Genomic DNA, 21,647 nt, shown 5'->3' with positions numbered 1-21,647 from the left:
GAGTATCGTAGTGAATGAAATATGTAATGCGCCTTATTAGCCACCGTATATATCTATTTTTTCGAGGATACTATCCAGCTCTTCATCCGAATAGAATTCAATTAAGATGCTGCCTTTACCGCTTTTTCCCCTGTCCAGTTTTACTTTGGTAGAGAAGTGAGTGGCCAGTTTGTCCTGTATTTTCTGAAAAGCAGGAGGTAGTTTTACTTTGGCAGCTTTTTGCTGATGATTTTTATCGGCCTGATTGATGGTGCGGGCCAGTTCTTCTGTTTGGCGTACTGACAATCCGTTTTTCAGGATTTCGTTATACAGGAAAAGTTGGTTTTCCACATTTTCCACGCCGGTGAGTACGCGGGCGTGGCCCATGCTGAGCTGGCCGTTGCGCACGGCTACCTGGATATCCGGGGGCAGTTTCAGCAGGCGTATATAGTTGGTAACGGTACTTCTTTCTTTGCCCATGCGGTCGGCCACCTGTTCCTGGGTGAGACTGCATTCATCCATAAGCCTTTTATAGCTGAGTCCAACTTCAATGGCGTTGAGGTTTTCCCGTTGCAGGTTTTCCAGCAGGGCGAGTTCCAGGAGTTCCTGGTCGTTTACCTGGCGGATATAAGCGGGAATATCTTTGAGGCCGGCAAGTTTGCTGGCTCTCAGGCGCCGTTCACCGGCGACCAGCTGGAATTTTTTGGCGCTGATCCTGGATACGGTGATGGGTTGGATAACATCGTGCAGCTTGATCGACTGGCTTAGCTCCTGTAAAGAAACCTCATCAAAGTCACGACGCGGCTGTTTCGGATTGGTGGCAATCAGATCCAGCGATATGCGTTCAATACCGGTAGCAGCAGCTACTACCTTATCACCCAGGGCGCCGGCAGTTTGCTTCAGATCTGTATCCATGTTCTGAAGCAGTGAGCGGATGCCTTTGCCTAACGCCTCTTTCTTACTTGGATTGGTCATCGTTAATAGCTAGGATTTTGTCTTTAGATTTAATTTTGGTGAAATTATGTTTCTGCAGGATTTCCTTGGCCAGGTTGAGATAGTTAATCGCACCTGTGCTGGCTGCATCATACATAATAACGGATTTGCCGAAGCTGGGAGCTTCTCCCAGTTTGGTATTGCGGTGGATGATGGTGTTAAACACACTTTCTTCAAAATGTTGTTTTACTTCATCCACTACCTGGTTGCTGAGGCGCAGACGGCCATCGTACATGGTCATCAGGATGCCTTCAATTTCCAGTTCTATATTCAGCCGGCTTTGTACAATTTTGATGGTGTTGAGCAGTTTGCCGAGTCCTTCCAGTGCAAAAAATTCGCACTGCACGGGTATGATCACCGAGTTGGACGCCACGAGGGCATTTACGGTGATAAGGCCGAGGGAAGGGGAGCAGTCAACAATAACGAAGTCGTAGTCCGCTTCCACGGTGTCGATCACCTGTTTCATCACTCTTTCCCTGTTGGGATGGTTGATGAGTTCCAGTTCTGCGCCTACGAGGTCTATATGGGAAGGCAATACCTTCAGGTTGGGAGTATCTGATTCCAGGATAACGTCTTTGGCCAGCACGTCATTCACCATACAATCGTACAGGCTCTGCTGCACATTGCGCAGGTCGAAACCCAGCCCTGTGGTGCTGTTTGCCTGCGGGTCGGCGTCAACCAGCAGTGTCTTAAATTCCAGCACAGCCAGGCTGCTTGCCAGGTTTATTGCACTTGTAGTTTTTCCTACGCCACCTTTTTGGTTAGCGATTGCGATTATTCTAGCCATTGTGTAATTTAAAAATTCAAGGTTATTTATAGGATAAAGGATAAATCAGCTATGATCACTTCTTCCTTAAACCTCTATAGTACTGCCTATTTCAGGCAGTAACAGTTCAAGCCCGGCATCAATAAACTGCATCTTTGCTTCGTCTGTGTCAATCTTAACGTAGCCGAAAGTGTTGTAGTGTACCCCTATTATTTTCTCACATTCTATCATTTCAGCGGCCGCAATGGCATCTTCGATGCCCATGGTGAAGTTATCGCCAATTGGCAGTACTGCAAAATCCAGGGAAGTAACAGCTGGTATCAGCTCCATATCCACGGTGAGTGCGGTATCGCCGGCATAATAAAAATTCCCCTCTTCCGTCATAAATATGAAACCCATGGGATTACCGCCGTAGGTTCCATCGGGTAAACTGCTGGAATGTTGTGCCACCACGCATTTTACCGTACCAAAGTCAAACTTCCATTTCCCGCCGGTATTCATGGGATGTACCTTTTCGATTCCCTGTTTACCTGCCCAGGTGGCAATTTCAAAATTGGATACTACTGTTGCATTTGTCCGTTTTGCCAGGTCTACCAGGTCGGCCGTATGATCTTCATGTCCGTGGGAAACAAAAATATAATCCGCCGTTATGGCATGGATATCCACCTTAGCCGCCAGTTCGTTATGGGTGATGAAAGGATCAAAAAGGATCTTTTTCCCCATAATCTCCACCGCAAAACAGGAATGTCCATAGCAAGTATACTTCATAATCAATCCATTTGAATACATCACGACAACTTCGGGGAAATCTGCTCTCCGTCATCCGTGATTAATCTACACCTTATATTTAAAAGTAACTCTATTAAAAGTAGCGTAATCGGACAAAAATACAACGATTACCTAAAATTCGGGCGCTGTAGTATATTTATTTATACACAAAGTGTTCGCAGAACAAGCCCCGTAACCTGTTAACGGGGTAAAAAAAAATAAAACATACAATTCTTCCCGTTGTTATTCGTCTAGTATAATTACAAGCACCGGTTTTAACTTTTCAGACCCGGTTAGTTGTGTTAAATTGCTTCATTATTAGGTATCTATATTAAATTTCTATAATGCGACCCGGACTGAATTCCGTCATACTCATTGTTTTCCTGCTGTTGCTGGATATTTACGTTTTCCAGGCCATCAGGGCCATGGTGTACATGTCTACTCCAAAAGTAAGGAACATCACTTATTCCATTTACTGGTTTATATCTCTCAGCTGTGTGGTGATGATAGCGTTGTTGCCGTATATCAACTGGCATAACTGGTCGCCTACGCTCAAATCCTACCTGATGGCGATTTTCATGGGCCTGGTGCTGGCAAAGCTGCTGGTGACCGTGTTCCTGCTGATAGATGACATCAGAAGAGGGGTATTGTGGCTGATCCGCAAATTCAGCAGTGCGCCTGCAACGGCTGTAAGCCCGGCAGCGGGCGGATTATCGCGTTCACAGTTTATTAACCGGCTGGGACTCATCACCGGAGGCGCTTTTTTTGGTACGCTGTTGTACGGCTTCTCCAATAAATACAACTACCGGGTACATAAAATAAAAATGGCCTTTAAGCATTTGCCGGCCTCTTTTAAAGGACTGCGCATTGTGCAGATCTCTGATATCCATTCCGGCAGCTTTGCTAACCGGGAGGCGGTTATGAAGGGGATTAAAATGATCAATGATCAGAAGGCCGACCTGGTGCTGTTTACCGGTGACCTGGTTAATGACCGGGCGGTGGAAATGGCGGAATGGCTGGATGTATTCCGGGAGGTGAAAGCCCCGATGGGCGTGTATTCCACCCTGGGTAACCACGACTATGGCGATTATTACCCCTGGCCGGATAAAAACGCCAATGGCTACAGTGCGTTGCAGCACCAGAACCTGGAGGAATTGAAAGCGGTGCATGGCAAGCTGGGCTGGAAGCTGATGATGAACGAGAACGTGGTGCTGGACCGCAACGGTGAGCAGATTGCGCTGATTGGTATTGAAAACTGGAGCGCCATTAAACGTTTTCCCCGTTACGGCGATCTGAAAAGGGCTTACGAAGGAGCGGAACATATACCGTTTAAAATTTTGCTGTCGCACGACCCCACCCACTGGGATGCGCAGGTGCGTACAGAGTATCCCGACATTGCCCTGATGCTGGCGGGCCATACCCACGGTATGCAGTTTGGTGTGGAGATACCCGGTTTGAAATGGAGTCCTGCCCAATATTTTTATAAAGAGTGGGCCGGGTTATATAAGAAGGGCGAGCAGTTCCTGTATGTAAACAGGGGCTTCGGGTTTCTTGGCTATCCAGGAAGAGTGGGTATTTTGCCGGAAATTACGGTGATCGACCTGGTATAAGAAGGTATTGTGCGCATTGACCGACAGAAAAGCATTGTTTAACCACATATTCGTCCTGTTCGCGGATGCCGGGTTAAATGAAAGTGATTTACGCTTATCTTGCAGCGACGTACTTTTTAAAACATGCGCCTATACTTCTTTACCTTCCTGTTGTTATGTAGCCGTGTAGCATCGGGACAAAGCTTGGCAGAGCTGGAGCGACAGCTGGATTCGCTGTTGCAGAAACAGCAGAAAAGCGAAGTAGTGGCCGGTATCGGGTACGGGAACAATCCTGCTTATGGCAGTAAAGTAGCTAACTTTGAATATCCCCTCGTTTTAAAAACATTCATCGCACCTTCTTTAAGTTATTATCACAAAAGCGGCCTGTATGCCGGCGTTAGCGCGTATTATCTTTTTAACTCGGTAAATAAGCCCTGGTTTGAATGGGACTTCACCGCCGGTTACGACTATACGAAAAGCAGGAACTTTCTTACTGGTATCTCTTATACAAAATATATTTTCGCCGATTCTTCAGATGTGCCTTCCACCCCGATCAAGAATGAAATTTTTGCCTACTTCTATTACCGGAAGTGGTGGGTGCAACCCGGTTTGAGCCTGGATTACGGCTGGGGAAAGCATGTATCGGAGGGCTTATATACCAAAGAAACGCTGCATGGCAATGATTTCAATGTGATAGCGTCTGTAAGGCATCCTTTTATTTTTTCCGGCGTGGTGGGCCGGTTTGATGTACTGATGGTGACGCCTTCTGTGAACATGACGCTGGGAACGGCTAACTATTACAGTAATCTCAAAGCATTTCAATATATCAGCCGGTCGCCCCATATGGTGAAGCTCCGCAACCCTCCCGGTGGCGAGCTTAATTTTGAAGATCACACTGAATTTGAACCCCGCGCAATAGATGTTTCCATGAATGTATCCTATTTTATCGGGCGGATAAACCTGGCGCCTTCCTATACGGTTTTTAAGCCCTTAACCGGTACAGATCAGGGTATTATGAGTTACTTCACGGCACGTATTTTATACAGTTTTTGATTTTATTAACAAATAGCACGGAATTTGTAATTACTGGAAATGTAATTACAACATAGGGGTATTTTTTACTCCGGACGTCTATATTTTAACCATTACTAACAATACATAGATTTATGAAAAAACTGTTTTTCGCCGTAGCAGTGCTGATGATAGCTGCTGTTTCAACCGTGTCAACTGTTAATGCACAAACGAAATTCCTTCGCTTTGGTGTGAAGGGGGGTGCTAATCTTGGAAAGCTTGATGGTACCGGTTTTCAGGATGGATTTAAGTTAGGTTATCACATCGGTGGGTTTGCCCAGGTGAATCTGGTGAAAGGATTCGGAGTTCAGGGTGAGTTAATCTTCTCTTCTACCAAAACAAAAACTACAGACGATTTCAGTGAAATTTATAATACTGGAAACCTGGAAGATAATGGTAAGAAGATTACTATGAGCTATCTCAGTATTCCTTTGCTGGCCAACATTGACCTGGGAACACCGCGTTTGAAACTACAGGTAGGACCTCAGTTCAGCGCATTAGTGAGCGATAAAAAAGTATTGGGCGCTGCCAATGAAGCATTCAAAGGCGGCGACATTTCAGGTGTAGCCGGTTTGTGGCTGCAACTGCCAATTGTTAATGTGAGTGCACGTTATGTGATTGGCTTTAATGACGTAAACAATTACAAAGATGTAGCTAACACCAGTAACTGGAAAAACCAGAGCATCCAGCTGGGTGTAGGCGTATCCTTCTAGTTTCCCGCGTTCAGCGTTAACTTTTGATGAAGCAGCAAAGATTAAAGTGTATACTTTAACTTTGCTGCTTTTTTGTGATAAAAGGAACGCTGTTGCGCGTTCTTCCGTTCCTGCCAGAGCGTCACTTGGCATCAAACTTGACTATATAGGGATACATAAAAAAACGAGGACTTTTGCCGGGTTGTATGACAGAATGTCCTCATGAGGCTTTAAATATCTCAGATGAACAGATTTTATTTAGGAAATTCGGAAGATGAAATGGAGTTCATGCCTATTATCCCTTTGAATGAAGACGGGGAAGGACAGGAGGATGAAAAGATTCCCGATGAACTGGCATTATTACCATTACGAAATACAGTATTATTTCCGGGTGTTGTGCTGCCGATTACGGTGGGCCGGGATAAATCCATAAAAGCGGTCAATGACGCCTACAAAACCGACAAGTCGATCGGGGTGGTAGCGCAGAAAGACAGTACGATAGAAGATCCGGGTGTGACAGATCTGAGTGAAGTGGGTACCGTGGCGCGTATTGTAAAGCTCATTAAAATGCCTGATGGTGGCACCACTATCATCATACAGGGCCGCAAGCGCTTTAAGATAGACGAGATAGTGACGGAAGATCCCTATTTCAAAGCCAAGATCAGTGTATTGCACGATGAAGCGGCGGAAGACGATTCAGAATTTGAAGCGTATATATCTTCCATCAAAGACCTGGCAGCACAGATCATCCAGCTTTCTCCTAACCTGCCTTCAGAAGCAAGCATCATTTTAAAGAACATTGAGAATCCTTCTTTCCTGGTGCATTTTGTTTCTTCCAACCTGAACTCAGATCTGAAAGAGAAGCAGCAGTTACTGGAGATCAATAACCTCCGTACCCGTGCGGAATTGCTGATGAAACTGTTGCAAACAGAATTACAGCTGGCAGAGCTCAAGAATAAAATTACCAACAAAACCAAGGCCGACCTGGACAAGCAGCAGCGGGATTATTTCCTGCAGCAGCAGATGAAGTCGATCAAGGAAGAACTGGGTGGAGATGCCAACGACCGGGAGCTGAAGGAAATGAAGCGCAAGGCGGAAGAAAAGAAATGGCCGGCTGCCGCTGCGGAAGCTTTTGCGAAGGGGATTGAAAAACTGGAGCGTATGCATCCGAGCACACCGGATTACAGCGTGGTGTATAATCACCTGGATCTGTTGCTGGACCTGCCCTGGGGCGAGTACACCACGGATAGTTATGATCTGAAGAAGGCGAAGAAGATACTGGACCATGACCATTATGGCATGGAGAAAATAAAGGAGCGCATCCTGGAATACCTGGCAGTGCTGAAACTGAAGGGGGATATGAAGTCACCCATTCTGTGTTTCGTAGGCCCTCCGGGTATTGGTAAAACTTCCCTGGGCCGATCTATTGCCAACGCTGTTGGCCGTAAATATGTTCGCCTGAGCCTGGGTGGTTTGCACGATGAAAGTGAGATCCGCGGGCACCGTAAAACCTATATCGGCGCTATGCCGGGCAGGGTGGTACAGTCGATCCGTAAAATCAAATCGTCGAACCCGGTGATGATCCTCGATGAAATTGATAAGATTGGTAACGATATGCGCGGCGATCCGAGTTCCGCATTGCTGGAGGTACTGGACCCTGAGCAGAACGCTACTTTCTACGACAATTACCTGGAGCTGGAGTACGACCTGAGTAAGGTGTTGTTCATTGCTACCGCCAATAGTATCAGTTCTATTCACCCGGCGCTGCGTGACAGGCTGGAGATTATTGATCTGAGCGGGTATTCCATTGAAGAAAAAGTAGAGATTGCCAAGAGGCACCTGTTGCCCAAGCAAAAGGATGCACATGGTTTGAAGGATACGAAGGTAAAGATCAGCAATACGGTGATAGAGCAATTGATTGCCGATTACACCCGTGAGAGTGGGGTGCGTGAGCTTGACCGGCAGTTTGCCGCTATTATGCGCAACCTGGCGAAGCAGGTGGCGATGGATGAGAAATTACCGGATGCGTTAACCGAAGAGGGGCTTCAGAAGATATTGGGTAAACCCCGTTATTCCAATGAAATCTATAAGGTAGGTAATCCGCCGGGAGTAGCGGTGGGGCTTGCCTGGACCTATGTAGGCGGGGATATCCTGTTTATAGAAAGCAGTTTGAGCGAGGGTAAGGGTGATCTGAAGCTGACGGGTAACCTGGGTAATGTGATGAAGGAGTCGGCTGTTACAGCACTGACTTATCTGCAATCCCATGCAGAGGAAGCGGGTATTGATCCGAAGAAGTTTACGCAGAAGAGTGTGCATGTGCATGTGCCGGAGGGCGCTGTTCCAAAGGATGGTCCGAGTGCGGGCATCACGATGCTTACAGCGTTGGCTTCTGTATTTACGGGCCGGAGGGTAAAATCATACCTGGCTATGACGGGTGAGATCACGCTTCGCGGACAGGTGTTACCGGTAGGTGGTATTAAGGAAAAGATACTGGCCGCCAAAAGGGCAGGTATCCGTGAGATTATTCTTTGCTGGCAAAATGAAAAAGATATTAAGGAGATCAATCCATCTTATATTAAGGGGATGAAGTTTCATTATGTAAAGCAAATGAACCAAGTGCTGGAAATAGCGTTATTAAAGAAGTAAGTGTGTAACATTGCTGTCAGTCATGACGGCAAACTATATACTGTTCATACCGGTTTTGTTGTGACCCCGTTATGAACTTCATGTTGATTGTTTTAAGGGTTGATAAAGCCATTCCAATAATACGGAATGGCTTTATTGTTTTGTATAAGTTAGTCGGCCAGTTGTCTTTTATACAGCTGGATGGTATTTTCCAGACCGAAGTAGAGTGCATCTGCCACGAGTGCATGGCCGATGGATACTTCTTTCAGCTGTGGTATATGCAGTTTAAAGAAGCGGAGGTTATCGAGGTTAAGGTCGTGGCCGGCGTTGAGGTCCAGGCCAATAGCGGTGGCTTCTCTTGCCGTGTTTTTATAGTCGTTGAACAGCTGCAGGTTTTGCGGCTGCGTGCGTGCGTTCGTATATTCTTCTGCGTAAGGGCCGGTATAGAGTTCTATGCGGTCGGCCCCAGCGGTTTTAGCGCCTTCTACTTTTGTAACATCTGCATTGAGGAAGATGGAGACCCTGATCCCTGCTTTTTTGAGGGTGGAGATCACGTCTTTCAGCTGCGACTGGTATGCGATGGTATCCCACCCGGTGTTGGAGGTGATGGCATCCGGAGGATCGGGGACCAGTGTGCATTGGTGAGGTTTAACCGCCAGTACGAGGTCCATAAAGTCCTGGGAAGGGTATCCTTCGATATTGAACTCTGTGGTGACCAATGGTTTCAGGTCTCTTACATCCTGGTAGCGGATATGGCGTTCATCGGGGCGGGGGTGAACGGTGATGCCGTCGGCGCCGAAGCGTTCACAATCCTGGGCCACTTTTAATATATCCGGTAGATTGCCTCCACGTGCGTTGCGCAGGGTAGCAAACTTGTTGATGTTTACACTCAGCTTTGTCATGTGGCAAAATTACGGCTTTTAGCTTTTACAAAAAATGCAGCGAAGAAAAAGTAGTGACTTCTTCTCCGCTGCATTTGTATTTGTCAGTCGTAAAAAACTAGTATCTGTAGTAGTCTGGTTTGAATGGACCTTCTGCAGGAATACCGAGGTATTCAGATTGTGCGGTGGTCAGTACATCCAGTTCCACGCCTACTTTTTTCAGGTGGAGACGGGCAACTTTTTCATCCAGGTGTTTAGGCAGTACGTATACTTTGTTTTCGTAGTTTTCTGAGTGGAGCCACAGTTCCAGCTGAGCCAGTACCTGGTTGGTAAAGGAGTTACTCATTACGAAAGAAGGGTGGCCGGTAGCGCAACCGAGGTTTACCAGGCGGCCTTCTGCCAGCAGGATGATATCTTTACCATCGATGGTGTATTTATCTACCTGTGGTTTGATTTCAACTTTAGTGTTGCCGTAGTTTTTGTTTAACCAGGCTACATCGATTTCGATATCGAAGTGACCGATATTGGAAACGATGCATTTATCTTTCATCAGTTTGAAGTGTTCGCCGGTGATGATATCGCGGCAACCAGTGGTGGTTACGATGATATCGGCTTCTTTAACGGCGTCGTTCATTTTCTTTACTTCATAACCTTCCATTGCAGCCTGTAAAGCGCAGATAGGGTCAATTTCAGTAACGATAACGCGGGCGCCTGCACCTCTCAGTGATTCAGCGGAACCTTTACCTACGTCGCCAAAACCGGCAACAACAGCTACTTTACCGGCAATCATCACATCTGTAGCGCGACGGATCGCATCTACGCAGGATTCGCGGCAACCGTATTTGTTATCGAATTTTGATTTGGTAACGGAGTCGTTGATATTGATCGCAGGCATTGGTAAAGTACCAGCTTTCATGCGGTCGTATAAGCGGTGAACACCGGTAGTGGTTTCTTCGCTCAGTCCTTTGATGTGCTGGATCAGCTCAGGGTATTTGTCGAACACCATGTTAGTCAGGTCACCACCATCGTCCAGGATCATATTCAGCGGACGGTCGGGGCTGCCAAAGAACAGGGTTTGTTCAATACACCAGTCGAAGTCTGCTTCATTCAGACCTTTCCAGGCAAATACGGGTACTCCTGCAGCGGCGATAGCAGCGGCAGCGTGGTCCTGCGTAGAGAAAATATTGCAGGAGCTCCAGCGCACCTCAGCACCGAGGGCTACCAGGGTTTCTATTAATACGGCAGTTTGGATAGTCATATGCAAACAACCAGCAACACGTGCACCTTGCAATGGTTTGCTGTTACCATATTCTTCTCTCAGTGACATCAGTCCGGGCATTTCGGCTTCTGCCAGTTCTATCTCTTTACGACCCCAGGCCGCGAGAGACATGTCTTTTACCTTGTATCCGAGGCTAAAGTCAATGTTTGATTTTGCAATTGTTGACATTCTGAATTGTTTTTTGCAAATCTAGGGTTATTTTAACTTTTAACATAACCGCAACGGATATATAAGGCGTTATCTGCCTTAAAAATTTGTTAATCACTGTTTCCGGCCCCCTCACTTATGGTTAGATAAATTAATTTGATTTAATATAAATATTATTATAAATTTGCTAATTAAAATATATGATTTTATATTTAATTGTTTAGAGATGTGTGACAGATGGAAGGGTATGGCATAATTATAAAAATCATAAAAAACGCCCATTAGCGCGTCTTAGGCACCCACCACTATACGATTATAGAGATTATAAATTGCCGGCGGCTAGTTTTTCAGTTTCATCAGAAGAGAAGAAGGAGCAATATTAGAGCCTGCCGGGAGAGCCAATTACAGAGATTCGCATATAGGGTTTTACAAAGGACTGTTTTTCACATTTTTGACTTAAAATCTATATGTATAAATAGAAATTTACACGCTTATATGTTACTCCTTTCCTATCCTACGAAATTAATTAAGCAAGGTATGCCCCATCGTATCCCCGTATTCCTGTGCCAGGCGTTATTCCTGATAGCCGCTTTTTTCCTGATCAGTACGGGTGTACAGGCGCAGGTAACCATCAACCCCCTTGGAGGAAATACGCTTACCGATGGATTGAGGATAAAGATCAATACGGATGGCACCTACGAGGTAACCAGGAATGGAAGATCTGAATCCAGGAAGGAAAACTCAAGCTCCGTGATGGGGATCCGGTCGAATTTCAAGATGCAAAATACCAGCGGGTTTCAGACCCCGACCCCTATTGACATTAATTTTGAAAAGATATCCGAGGTAATGGGTTCCGGCACCGTTGCGGACCCTTATAAGGTTTGTTTGGTTGACTCCCTCTCGTATTATGAAAATGCAGGAAGGGGGCCATTTGTTGCCACCGTGCTGATGACTATCACCTACGTGGTGCCCAACAGTTACTTTGTACTGGATTATACTTTTTATAACGACAGGCCCTCTACCACTTTTTACCTGTACCTGAGTGAATTTCCCACCATGCAGGATGATCCGGTGGGGCCTATACTGGATAATAACAGAAGTGCTACCGGGTATATGAATCCTCCGGGTGGGGGACCCAATCCGGACATCATAGGTTTTATAAGACCGCCTGGTTTTAATTCCGATTATCCCAACGCGACGGTAGGCGAATTCTCACATACCTATCACGCCTATAGCACCTTTTCTTCCTATGTGGCCAAGTCGGCAGGAGACAGGCAGAACTTTAACAACTTCATGCTGGTAAACGCCATTGATGAAGGCGGCGTAAACACGGCCCCTAAAGGGTTGGCAGCAGGTATCACCCTTGGCGTGAAACCCACCACCAAAGCTATTGGTACCCGTGTGGCAGTTGATTATGGATATGACAATACACCGGTGCATATTAATCTCCAGGGATCGCCCCTTAGTACCGGTACTGATCCTATTTCCGTGTCGTTTGAAAAAGACTCTGCCACCGGCCTGGAAGGAAATAACGGGGATCTCGCCTCACCGGATTTGTACCTGGTGGTGAACAATACCGCTACCGTTACCTCGGAGATGTATGTAAAAGTGGCGCTGGTGCCTCCATCGGGGGGATTGCATAATGCGGTGCAGGGAACCGACTTTACTTTTTACGGCGGTTTTATGATTCCTGCGAAAGCATATGTACCCGGGGATAAAATACGACTGAGTAACATAAAAATCATTGGTAACAACGCCCTGGAATACAGCCGGCATATGACCTTTCAGCTGGTACCCGTTACCGAAAATAAACTGGTAAACATCACCGGGCGAACGACCAGCGTATACACTATCCAGGATGATGAACCCAAACATATTACCTTATCGGTTCCGGCAAAGATCCGGGAAGGCATTATTGATTCGGTTCGTGTAACACTTCCTCCAGGAGTGCTGGCTTCTGAAAGAACCCAGGTGGATTTATCAGTGGTGGCCGGCACAGAGGCGGTTGCATCAGATTTTACCTATAACAACATTGCTTATATAGAGAAAGATTCCAACGGGGTAAACATCGCGGTAAGACCTGTAAAAGACAGTATCCTGGAAAAAGACGAACTGGTAAATTTCAAAGCGGACGCGGTGGTGATGGGACAACCACAAACTTCTTCCAAATCGCTCCACATTGAGGATGCTACCCGGCTTGATCCTACTTTAACGGTGCTTTCTTTTACAACAGATGCTCCTGCATTGCTGAAAGAGCCTTACGACGGGCTGGTAACCATATCTTTACCAACCGGTGTTACTACCGATCTGCCGATTGATGTGAGCATCAATAAAAAAAGCACTTCCACTGCTACTGATGGTACGGACTATGAACTTACCGGACCCGTTACTATTCCCCAGGGAGCTGGTCGCATCACGGTTCCGTTCAAGATTAAAAGTGATAACGCTATAGAAGGAACAGAGAAGATAGAGATCGAACTTACTGCATCAGACCCTATACCTTCCACTACTTATACCACAACTGTTACACCGTTTGTAGTAAATATTACCGATGCACAGTTGCCAATGACGGCTCCTGTTATCTTACATATTGCTGCCAACAGCATTAATGAAGGCACGTCTCCGGGCGTATGGGCAGAACTGCCAGCGGGTCTTACCACCGAAATCCCTATCCAGGTTAACTTTACGCCCGGCGGCTCTTCAACAGCGGCAGCGGGCACCTATACTTTCCCATCGGGTACCGTTACCATACCAGCAGCCAGGATACTCTCTGATACGGTAATTGTTGGAACCACCACCAACCAGGTGTTGGATGATACCCGCAAGCTGGTACTAGTGGGAAGCACTGCGGATGCAGGTATCCTGGTAAAGGACAGTCTTACCCTGATCATCAATGACGCGACCTCTCCTGCCCAGAAGAAATTAACCATTGCCCCCCTGACGTATCATCTGCCAGAAGGCGATAGTACCCGTTTTACTATTGCGCTGCCTGCCGGATATACCTCTGCAAAAGACATTGTAATTGCGCTGACAAGAAAAGTGGCCGGCTCCGACGCCGGTGTAACAGACTTTGGCTGGATGACGGAAGATACCCTCCGGTTACCGGCCAACACCCCTTCTCCTTATACTACTACTTATACTGTTATCAATGCGGTGGGGGATGATCATATTATTGAAAATGACGAACGACTGGGCCTGGCGGGCAGTGTGTTTGGTTTAACCGGATACACCGTGTTAGATACAGCAGTCATCATTAATGATGCCACCCGCAGGAATACTACCAACACAAAGATCACCTTTACGCTGCCATCTGGTGCGGTAAATGAAAACAGTATCAATAATATTGGCTTCAGTTTACCTGCCGGAGTAACCACCGAGATACCGGTTAAGATTACAATGGGCGGCGCTACCGGAACGGCTATACGTAATACTGATTATTACCTGCCTGCGGATACTACGTTTACCGGTGCCTCCGGTATTGCACAGTTAAAGGTTGCATCAGACATCCTGGTGGAAGATGCAGAAGATATACATATCACTCCTTCGGTAAGTGATGCACTCAGCACCGTGTACACGTTCCTGCCGGCAACAATGGACATGAGCATTAAAGATGCGCAGTATCCTTTCCCTGCGGGAGATTCCGTGTTGCTGACCAGTACGCCTGACCCGGTAACGGAAGGCAGTTCTGCTATCATTACCGCTACCTTCCCGCATGGCTGGAAGGCTGGTAAAGCCTGGATCATCAACCTGGCGAAAGATGCCCTGCGCTCTACGACGGCTGATACCAGTCATGGTACCATCCCAACTTCCGTGACCATTGCCGCTAATGCAGCATCCGGTACTACCGCAGCTATTACCACTAAAACCAACAACGTATTTGACGACGGCGGCTTCATCAAAGTAGATGGCAATGCCGGTAACACCAATATGCCGGCTACCAGCGCTATCATTAATATTACGGATGGTACTGATCCTGCGCAGAAAAAACTGACTTTAACAGCGGTCACTTCTCCGCTTGCAGAAGGCAGCAGTACTGCTTTCACGGTATCGTTACCAGCGGGCTATGCAGCCGCCAAAGACGTAACGATTGCATTGGCAACCAATCCAACCGGTACGGATGCAGCAGCGGCCGACTATACCGCATTGCAGACGGGCATTGTGTTCCCGAAGAACAGCAACACCTTCACCACCGCTGCACCGGTTATTAAAGCCGTTGCGGATGAAGTGATAGAAAACGATAAACAACTGAAGATAAAGGGTACCGCTACCGGCTATACGATTACAGATGCGGCTATCCAGCTTAATGACGCTACCCGCAGGGATGCGGCTAAAACAAAGATCACCTTCACGCTGCCATCTGGTGCGGTGAATGAAAACAGTATCAATAATATTGGCTTCAGTTTACCTGCCGGTGTAACCACCGAGATACCGGTTAAGATTACAATGGGCGGAGCTACCGGAATGGCTATACGTAATACTGATTATTACCTGCCTGCGGATACTACGTTTACCGGCGCTTCGGGTATTGCACAGTTAAAGGTTGCATCAGATATCCTGGTAGAAGATGCAGAAGATATACATATCACTCCTGCGGTAAGTGACGCACTCAGCACCGTGTACACGTTCCTGCCGGCAACAATGGACATGAGCATTAAAGATGCGCAGTATCCTTTCCCTGCGGGAGATTCCGTATTGCTGACCAGCACGCCTGACCCGGTAACGGAAGGCGGTTCTGCTATCATTACTGCCACCTTCCCGCATGGCTGGAAGGCTGGTAAAGCCTGGACCATCAACCTGGCGAAGGATGCGGTGCGCTCTACGACAGCTGATACCAGTCATGGTACCATCCCAACTTCCGTGACCATTGCCGCCAACGCCGCATCCGGCACTACCACAGCTATTACCACTAAAACCAACAACGTATTCGACGACGGTGGATTTATAAAAGTAGATGGCAATGCCGGTAACACCAATATGCCGGCTACGAGCGCTATCATTAATATTACGGATGGTACTGATCCTGCGCAGAAGAAACTGACTTTAACAGCAGTCACTTCTCCGCTTGCAGAAGGCAGCAGTACTGCTTTCACGGTATCGTTACCAGCGGGCTATGCAGCCGCCAAAGACGTAACGATTGCATTGGCAACCAATCCAACCGGTACGGATGCAGCAGCGGCCGACTATACCGCATTGCAGACAAGCATTGTGTTCCCAAAGAACAGCAACACCTTCACCACCGCTGCACCGGTTATTAAAGCCGTTGCGGATGAAGTGATAGAAAACGATAAACAACTGAAGATAAAGGGTACCGCTACCGGCTATACGATTACAGATGCGGCTATCCAGCTTAATGACGCTACCCGCAGGGATGCGGCTAAAACAAAGATCACCTTCACGCTGCCATCTGGTGCGGTGAATGAAAACAGTATCAATAATATTGGCTTCAGTTTACCTGCCGGTGTAACCACCGAGATACCGGTTAAGATTACAATGGGCGGCGCTACCGGAATGGCTATACGTAATACTGATTATTACCTGCCTGCGGATACTACGTTTACCGGTGCTTCGGGTATTGCACAGTTAAAGGTTGCATCAGATATCCTGGTAGAAGATGCAGAAGATATACATATCACTCCTGCGGTAAGTGACGCACTCAGCACCGTGTACACGTTCCTGCCGGCAACAATGGATATGAGCATTAAAGATGCGCAGTATCCTTTCCCTGCGGGAGATTCCGTATTGCTGATCAGCACGCCTGACCCGGTAACGGAAGGCGGTTCTGCTATCATTACCGCTACCTTCCCGCATGGCTGGAAAGCTGGTAAAGCCTGGACCATCAACCTGGCGAAAGATGCCCTGCGCTCTACGACAGCTGATACCAGTCATGGTACGATCCCTGCCTCCGTGACCATTGCCACCAACGCCGCATCCGGCACTACCGCAGCTATTACCACTAAAACCAACAACGTATTCGACGACGGTGGCTTTATCAAAGTAGATGGCAATGCCGGTAACACCAATATGCCGGCTACCAGCGCTATCATTAATATTACGGATGGTACTGATCCTGCGCAGAAGAAACTGACTTTAACAGCGGTCACTTCCCCGCTTGCAGAAGGCAGTAGCACTGCTTTCACGGTATCGTTACCAGCGGGCTATGCAGCCGCCAAAGACGTAACGATTGCATTGGCAACCAATCCAACCGGTACGGATGCAGCAGCGGCCGACTATACCGCATTGCAGACAAGCATTGTGTTCCCGAAGAACAGCAACACCTTCACCACCGCTGCACCGGTTATTAAAGCCGTTGCGGATGAAGTGATAGAAAACGATAAACAACTGAAGATAAAGGGTACCGCTACCGGCTATACGATTACAGATGCGGCTATCCAGCTTAATGACGCTACCCGCAGGGATGCGGCTAAAACAAAGATCACCTTCACGCTGCCATCTGGTGCGGTGAATGAAAACAGTATCAATAATATTGGCTTCAGTTTACCTGCCGGTGTAACCACCGAGATACCGGTTAAGATTACAATGGGCGGCGCTACCGGAATGGCTATACGTAATACTGATTATTACCTGCCTGCGGATACTACGTTTACCGGTGCTTCGGGTATTGCACAGTTAAAGGTTGCATCAGATATCCTGGTAGAAGATGCAGAAGACATACATATTACTCCTGCAGTAAGTGATGCACTCAGCACCGTGTACACGTTCCTGCCTGCAACAATGGATATGAGTATTAAAGATGCGCAGTATCCTTTCCCTGTGGGCGATTCCATTATCCTCACGAGTACGCCCGACAGCATTTACGAAGGAAGCAGTGCGGTGATAACGGCCACTTTCCCACATGGCTGGAAAGCCGGTAAAAACTGGGTGATCAACCTGGCGAAGGATGCTGCCGCTTCTACTGTAGCTGATGCCCGTCATACGGCGGTACCAGCCAGTGTGACCATCCTGAACAACACCTCCGCTGCATCTGCTCCGGCCATTACGGCGGGTACCAATGCCATACTGGATGATGAAGGAATATTGGTCATTGAAGGCAACAAGGGGAATACCAACATGCCAGCTACCAGTGCAGGCGTGTATATCAAAGACTACACAGAGAAGCAACCGAACGCAAGAAAAATGACGCTTACGCCGGATGCCACACTGGTGCCGGAAGGTAATAAAGTGATGGTGACTGTGACGGTGCCTTATGCGTCTACAAAAGATGTAAGCATACAGCTGGCGGTAAATAATCCGCTTACTACCGCTAAAAACATTGATGACTATACGCTGTCGGCCACTTCCTACGTGTTGCCGCACGGACAAACCACTGCTACCTTTGAGCTACTGAAAACAGTGGCTGACAAGGTGCTGGAGAAGAACGAAACACTGGTGGTGAATGCTACCATTAATGGATATACGGTTAATAACCTGCCGCTGGCGATACAGGACCTTACCCGCAGCGATGCTGCTAACCTGGCATTGAATGTTAGCGCCTGGAAAACACCACTGACAGAAGGCGATAGCGGCGCGGTAACTATTAGTTTACCTGCCGGCGTTACCACTGATGTACCTGTTCATATATTACTGCCACAATCGGCAGGCAGTGCGGAAGCCGGGCTGGATTACACCCTGGCGCCCGACGTTTACCTGAACAGCGGCAACAGTATCGTTACCGGTTTGAAGATTAAGAAAGATAACTTCACAGAGGGGCCCGAGAATTTTATCATCAATACCAGCGCTACAGATGGCATCAGTACTTACACCATCAATAAACCGGTATTCACCATTGAGGATGATCCAACGCAGTATCCGCTGCCGGCGCCTGTTGTACTCAACAGCACACTGGCTGCTATTGATGAAAACGGTTCCGGTGCAACGCTGAGTGCGCAGCTGCCCAACAACCTGCTGGCGGGCAAGGACATCACGGTGCATGTAACAAAAGATAACACGCTGAGTACCGCGGTAAACGCAGATCATAATGCCTTGCCATCTCCTTATGATATTATTATTAAAAAAGGACAAAACAAGGGTACCCACACCTTTGTGCTGAAGGCATTAAAAGACCTGGTACTGGAAGATGATGAAACCGTGGTATTTAATGGCAGCATTACAGATGCTACTTTTAATACGGCTGTTGTAAGAGATACCACCATTACGATCAAAGACAGAACACATGATGATCCGGTTACCGGGTTCATACATCTTACTTCCGTAACAGCGGGTACCAAAGTACTGGAAGGAAATACTTACCAGATGAAGGTAAGCCTGGCGCCAGGTGTTACTGCCAGCAAGGATATCATTGTTACCCTGAACAGGGATGCAACATCCGTAGCAACAGCAGCAGATATTGATAACCTGCCGGCTACCGTAATCATTCCTGCAGGTATACCTGATGCTACCTTCTCCTTTACTGCCAAAACAGACTTTATACTGGAGAAACCGGAGCTGTTATGGATCGCCGCAACGCCACAGGGCTTTGCAGGTATGAAAGGAGATAAATTATCTGTAACGATTGATGACGCTACGCGGTTGAATCCGGATAACCTGAAAGTAGAAATGCGTATCGACTCCTCCGTTATACACGAAGGCAGCAACAGTGATGTGACCATCGGGTTTGTGAACAGCCAGATCATTTCTTCCGAAGATGTAGTGATCAATATCAGCAGAAACGCCGTATCTACTGCAGATGATGCAGATTACAGTGGTATGCCTGCACAGGTAACGCTGGCTGCCGGAGCACATAGTAAATTATATCAGCTGAAATTAACAGGCGATAATATCCTGGAAGGAGACGAGCAACTGCAATTTACCGCACAGCTGGCAACAACGGGTTATACACTTTCCCAGCCAGGTATGGTGCTGATCCCTGAAACGGGTGATATGCGCGTAGTATTGCAAAAGAACAAAGACGCCGCAGAACCGGCTACAAACGGGGCATACACGGTGAAACTGCCGGGCAGCAGCATTGCAGCAGCTGATGTGAAAGTAGTGTTTTACGTAAGCAGCATTGCCGGCACTACCAACATTGCACCGGTACAAACATCCGCGGTGATTCCTGCCGGTCAGAATAGTATATCCGTTCCCGTGAATGTGATTGACAATAAAGTGATAGAGGGCGATGAACAGGTGAAGCTGGCACTAATGCTGGCACAGATGAAGCGGTTTAATAAGAACATCGCGCTGGATGTAGATGATAAGGATACTGTTACCCTGATAGTGCATGATGATGAAAGCTCTGCTCCGGGCCGGGAGATGATGATTGCGAAAACAGCAGATGCCACCGAGCCGGATGTACCAGGATCTTTCCGTGTACGGTTCTCCGATACACAGTTATCTGCCGTGAAAGATGTGAATGTAACCTATACCGTTAGCGGTACTGCTGTAGCTGACACCCGTTACCGTAAGCTGAGTGGCACTGTGATGATCCCCGCCGGCCAGAATGGTGCAGACATTAAAGTAACACCGATCGACAACAATATTGTTGAGGGAGATGAAGATGTGAAAGTACAGCTGGACGCAGTGAGTAGCAGTATGGCAGGTATTACCTGGCCGTTATCTGGGAGCGCCGCAGCTGATGTAATCATTCATGATAATGATACGCTGGTGGTGGAAATATCAGCAGAAGCTGTTACTGCGGCTGAAGGAAGCGGTATGAAGTTCACCTTGAAATCGCCCGCATCTGCGGCCTACGATGTGCCGGTACGCCTCCGCATTACGCAGGATGCCGCCCGTACATTTACAGCCGGTGAAGGTACCGTAAGCGGTAACATCTTAACCATCAACATGCCGGCGCTTACAAAGCAACACTCGTTTATTATCACCACCGGTGATAACGATATCAATGACGATGACGGCTTCCTGAAAGCAGCGATACTGCCCTACATTGGCGGCAGCAGTACCCTGGTATATAAAGCCGGGGCTACGGATACTGCAAGGGTTGCGATCACGGATAACGATCCGTTGACCCTCACTTTTGCTGCCGACAAATTCAGCGTGAAAGAAGGCAATACCGGGGAGAATACACCGCTGAGGTTTAATGTACAGTTGAGCAGGCAAAGTTCCCGTCCGATTACGATTAACTATGATTTTGAGGCTTCGGTAGATGGGGTATCTTATCCTTACATGGACTTCAAAGCCACGCCGGGTAATGATTTCGACAACACAGTTACTCAAACGGTGATCCCGGCGTTGCAGACGATCGGGCAGGTAACAGTGAATGTTAAAGGGGATACGACCTTTGAACAGAATGAAACCTTCATCCTGAAGATGACTACGGTATCAGTTCCTTCCGGCCAGCATACGCCAACTTTAGGTGAGCCTTCCAAAGCTACCGGTATGATCCTGAATGATGATCCGATGTGCAGCAGTTGTGATACAGATGGCGACGGATTAACAGATAAGCAGGAAGACATCAACAGCAATGGTGATCCATTTGACGACGATACAGACGGAGACGGTATCCCTAACTTCCTCGACCTGGATTCTGATGGAGATGGTGTAAACGATGCTGTTGAAAAGTATAGTACGGATGGCCGCCAGATCAATAACAACAGCGGTAAGATTCGCGTACACCCGGCGCTTTCCCCTAACAACGATGGCATGGGAAATGACGTGATGTATATTGAAAATATCGACAAGTATCCAAATAATGAGGTAGTGATATTTAATCGTTGGGGCGGCACCGTATTTAAGTTGCAGCACTACGATAACAAATCGAAGAACTTCCGCGGTAAGGCAAATGCAGGCGGCAGTTCAGGAAATGATGTGCCGGATGGTTCTTACTTCTACAATATTGAAGTAGAGATAGATGGTAAGAAAGAGCGTTACACCGGGTTTATTGTGATAAAACGTTAACGGGCA

Annotated in this window: 10 protein-coding genes; 5 read left to right on the top strand and 5 right to left on the bottom strand. The window is 47.5% G+C overall.

From position 1 onward, the window contains the following. Positions 1–36: 36 nt before the first annotated feature. From ACLHR0_RS01535 to ACLHR0_RS01525, 3 genes are all read right to left on the bottom strand, one after another. Positions 37–954 carry a ParB/RepB/Spo0J family partition protein gene (locus ACLHR0_RS01535; protein WP_370909795.1) on the bottom strand — a complete coding sequence of 306 codons (918 nt, stop codon included), beginning with the start codon at positions 952–954 and terminating at the stop codon, positions 37–39. Beyond that, the gene (locus tag ACLHR0_RS01530; RefSeq protein WP_370909796.1) at positions 938–1,759 is read right to left on the bottom strand and encodes a ParA family protein; all 822 of its coding nucleotides are present in this window, start codon (positions 1,757–1,759) and stop codon (positions 938–940) included. The genes ACLHR0_RS01535 and ACLHR0_RS01530 overlap by 17 nt, the downstream gene beginning before the upstream one ends. A gap of 66 nt (positions 1,760–1,825) precedes the next feature. Continuing rightward, on the bottom strand, positions 1,826–2,506 hold the full coding sequence (locus ACLHR0_RS01525; protein ID WP_370909797.1) for a metal-dependent hydrolase: 681 nt from the start codon (positions 2,504–2,506) through the stop codon (positions 1,826–1,828). Positions 2,507–2,850: 344 nt separating this feature from the next. Here ACLHR0_RS01525 and ACLHR0_RS01520 point away from each other — a divergent pair, with 344 nt between their 5' ends. The 4 genes from ACLHR0_RS01520 (at position 2,851) to lon (ending at position 8,504) form a co-directional block, all read left to right on the top strand. Further along, the gene (locus ACLHR0_RS01520; protein WP_436484346.1) at positions 2,851–4,116 is read left to right on the top strand and encodes a metallophosphoesterase; all 1,266 of its coding nucleotides are present in this window, start codon (positions 2,851–2,853) and stop codon (positions 4,114–4,116) included. 123 nt (positions 4,117–4,239) lie between these two features. Next, on the top strand, positions 4,240–5,148 hold the full coding sequence (locus ACLHR0_RS01515) for a hypothetical protein (protein ID WP_436484345.1): 909 nt from the start codon (positions 4,240–4,242) through the stop codon (positions 5,146–5,148). 113 nt (positions 5,149–5,261) lie between these two features. Continuing rightward, positions 5,262–5,879 carry a porin family protein gene (locus ACLHR0_RS01510; RefSeq protein ID WP_370909800.1) on the top strand — a complete coding sequence of 206 codons (618 nt, stop codon included), beginning with the start codon at positions 5,262–5,264 and terminating at the stop codon, positions 5,877–5,879. 222 nt (positions 5,880–6,101) lie between these two features. Beyond that, positions 6,102–8,504: an endopeptidase La gene (gene lon, locus ACLHR0_RS01505; RefSeq protein ID WP_436484344.1), complete on the top strand. Its 2,403-nt coding sequence runs from the start codon at positions 6,102–6,104 to the stop codon at positions 8,502–8,504. Positions 8,505–8,653: 149 nt separating this feature from the next. On the opposite strand, the gene ACLHR0_RS01500 is transcribed toward lon, so the two are convergent. Both ACLHR0_RS01500 and ahcY read right to left on the bottom strand, forming a co-directional pair. Beyond that, a complete protein-coding gene (locus ACLHR0_RS01500) occupies positions 8,654–9,385 on the bottom strand; it encodes a pyridoxine 5'-phosphate synthase (protein ID WP_429045541.1) in 732 nt (243 codons plus the stop codon). Between the two features lie 97 nt (positions 9,386–9,482). After that, the gene (gene ahcY / locus ACLHR0_RS01495; RefSeq protein WP_079468905.1) at positions 9,483–10,811 is read right to left on the bottom strand and encodes an adenosylhomocysteinase; all 1,329 of its coding nucleotides are present in this window, start codon (positions 10,809–10,811) and stop codon (positions 9,483–9,485) included. Between the two features lie 516 nt (positions 10,812–11,327). Between ahcY and ACLHR0_RS01490 the strand changes: the two genes are divergently transcribed. Beyond that, positions 11,328–21,641, top strand: coding sequence for a Calx-beta domain-containing protein (locus ACLHR0_RS01490; RefSeq protein ID WP_436484343.1), 10,314 nt, complete (start codon positions 11,328–11,330; stop codon positions 21,639–21,641). Positions 21,642–21,647 lie beyond the last annotated feature (6 nt).

This window comes from Chitinophaga sp. ARDCPP14, from assembly GCF_051362515.1.
GTDB lineage: Bacteria > Bacteroidota > Bacteroidia > Chitinophagales > Chitinophagaceae > Chitinophaga.
The sequence above is the reverse complement of the archived record's forward strand: the minus strand, read 5'-3'. Positions and strand labels throughout refer to the sequence as shown.

Coding starts and splice junctions, on each gene's coding strand:
- ACLHR0_RS01520 (WP_436484346.1), top strand. CDS start 2,851: ATGCGACCCGGACTGAATTCCGTCATACTCATTGTTTTCCTGCTGTTG.
- ACLHR0_RS01525 (WP_370909797.1), bottom strand. CDS start 2,506: ATGAAGTATACTTGCTATGGACATTCCTGTTTTGCGGTGGAGATTATG.
- lon (WP_436484344.1), top strand. CDS start 6,102: ATGAACAGATTTTATTTAGGAAATTCGGAAGATGAAATGGAGTTCATG.
- ACLHR0_RS01500 (WP_429045541.1), bottom strand. CDS start 9,385: ATGACAAAGCTGAGTGTAAACATCAACAAGTTTGCTACCCTGCGCAAC.
- ACLHR0_RS01510 (WP_370909800.1), top strand. CDS start 5,262: ATGAAAAAACTGTTTTTCGCCGTAGCAGTGCTGATGATAGCTGCTGTT.
- ACLHR0_RS01535 (WP_370909795.1), bottom strand. CDS start 954: ATGACCAATCCAAGTAAGAAAGAGGCGTTAGGCAAAGGCATCCGCTCA.
- ahcY (WP_079468905.1), bottom strand. CDS start 10,811: ATGTCAACAATTGCAAAATCAAACATTGACTTTAGCCTCGGATACAAG.
- ACLHR0_RS01515 (WP_436484345.1), top strand. CDS start 4,240: ATGCGCCTATACTTCTTTACCTTCCTGTTGTTATGTAGCCGTGTAGCA.
- ACLHR0_RS01530 (WP_370909796.1), bottom strand. CDS start 1,759: ATGGCTAGAATAATCGCAATCGCTAACCAAAAAGGTGGCGTAGGAAAA.
- ACLHR0_RS01490 (WP_436484343.1), top strand. CDS start 11,328: ATGCCCCATCGTATCCCCGTATTCCTGTGCCAGGCGTTATTCCTGATA.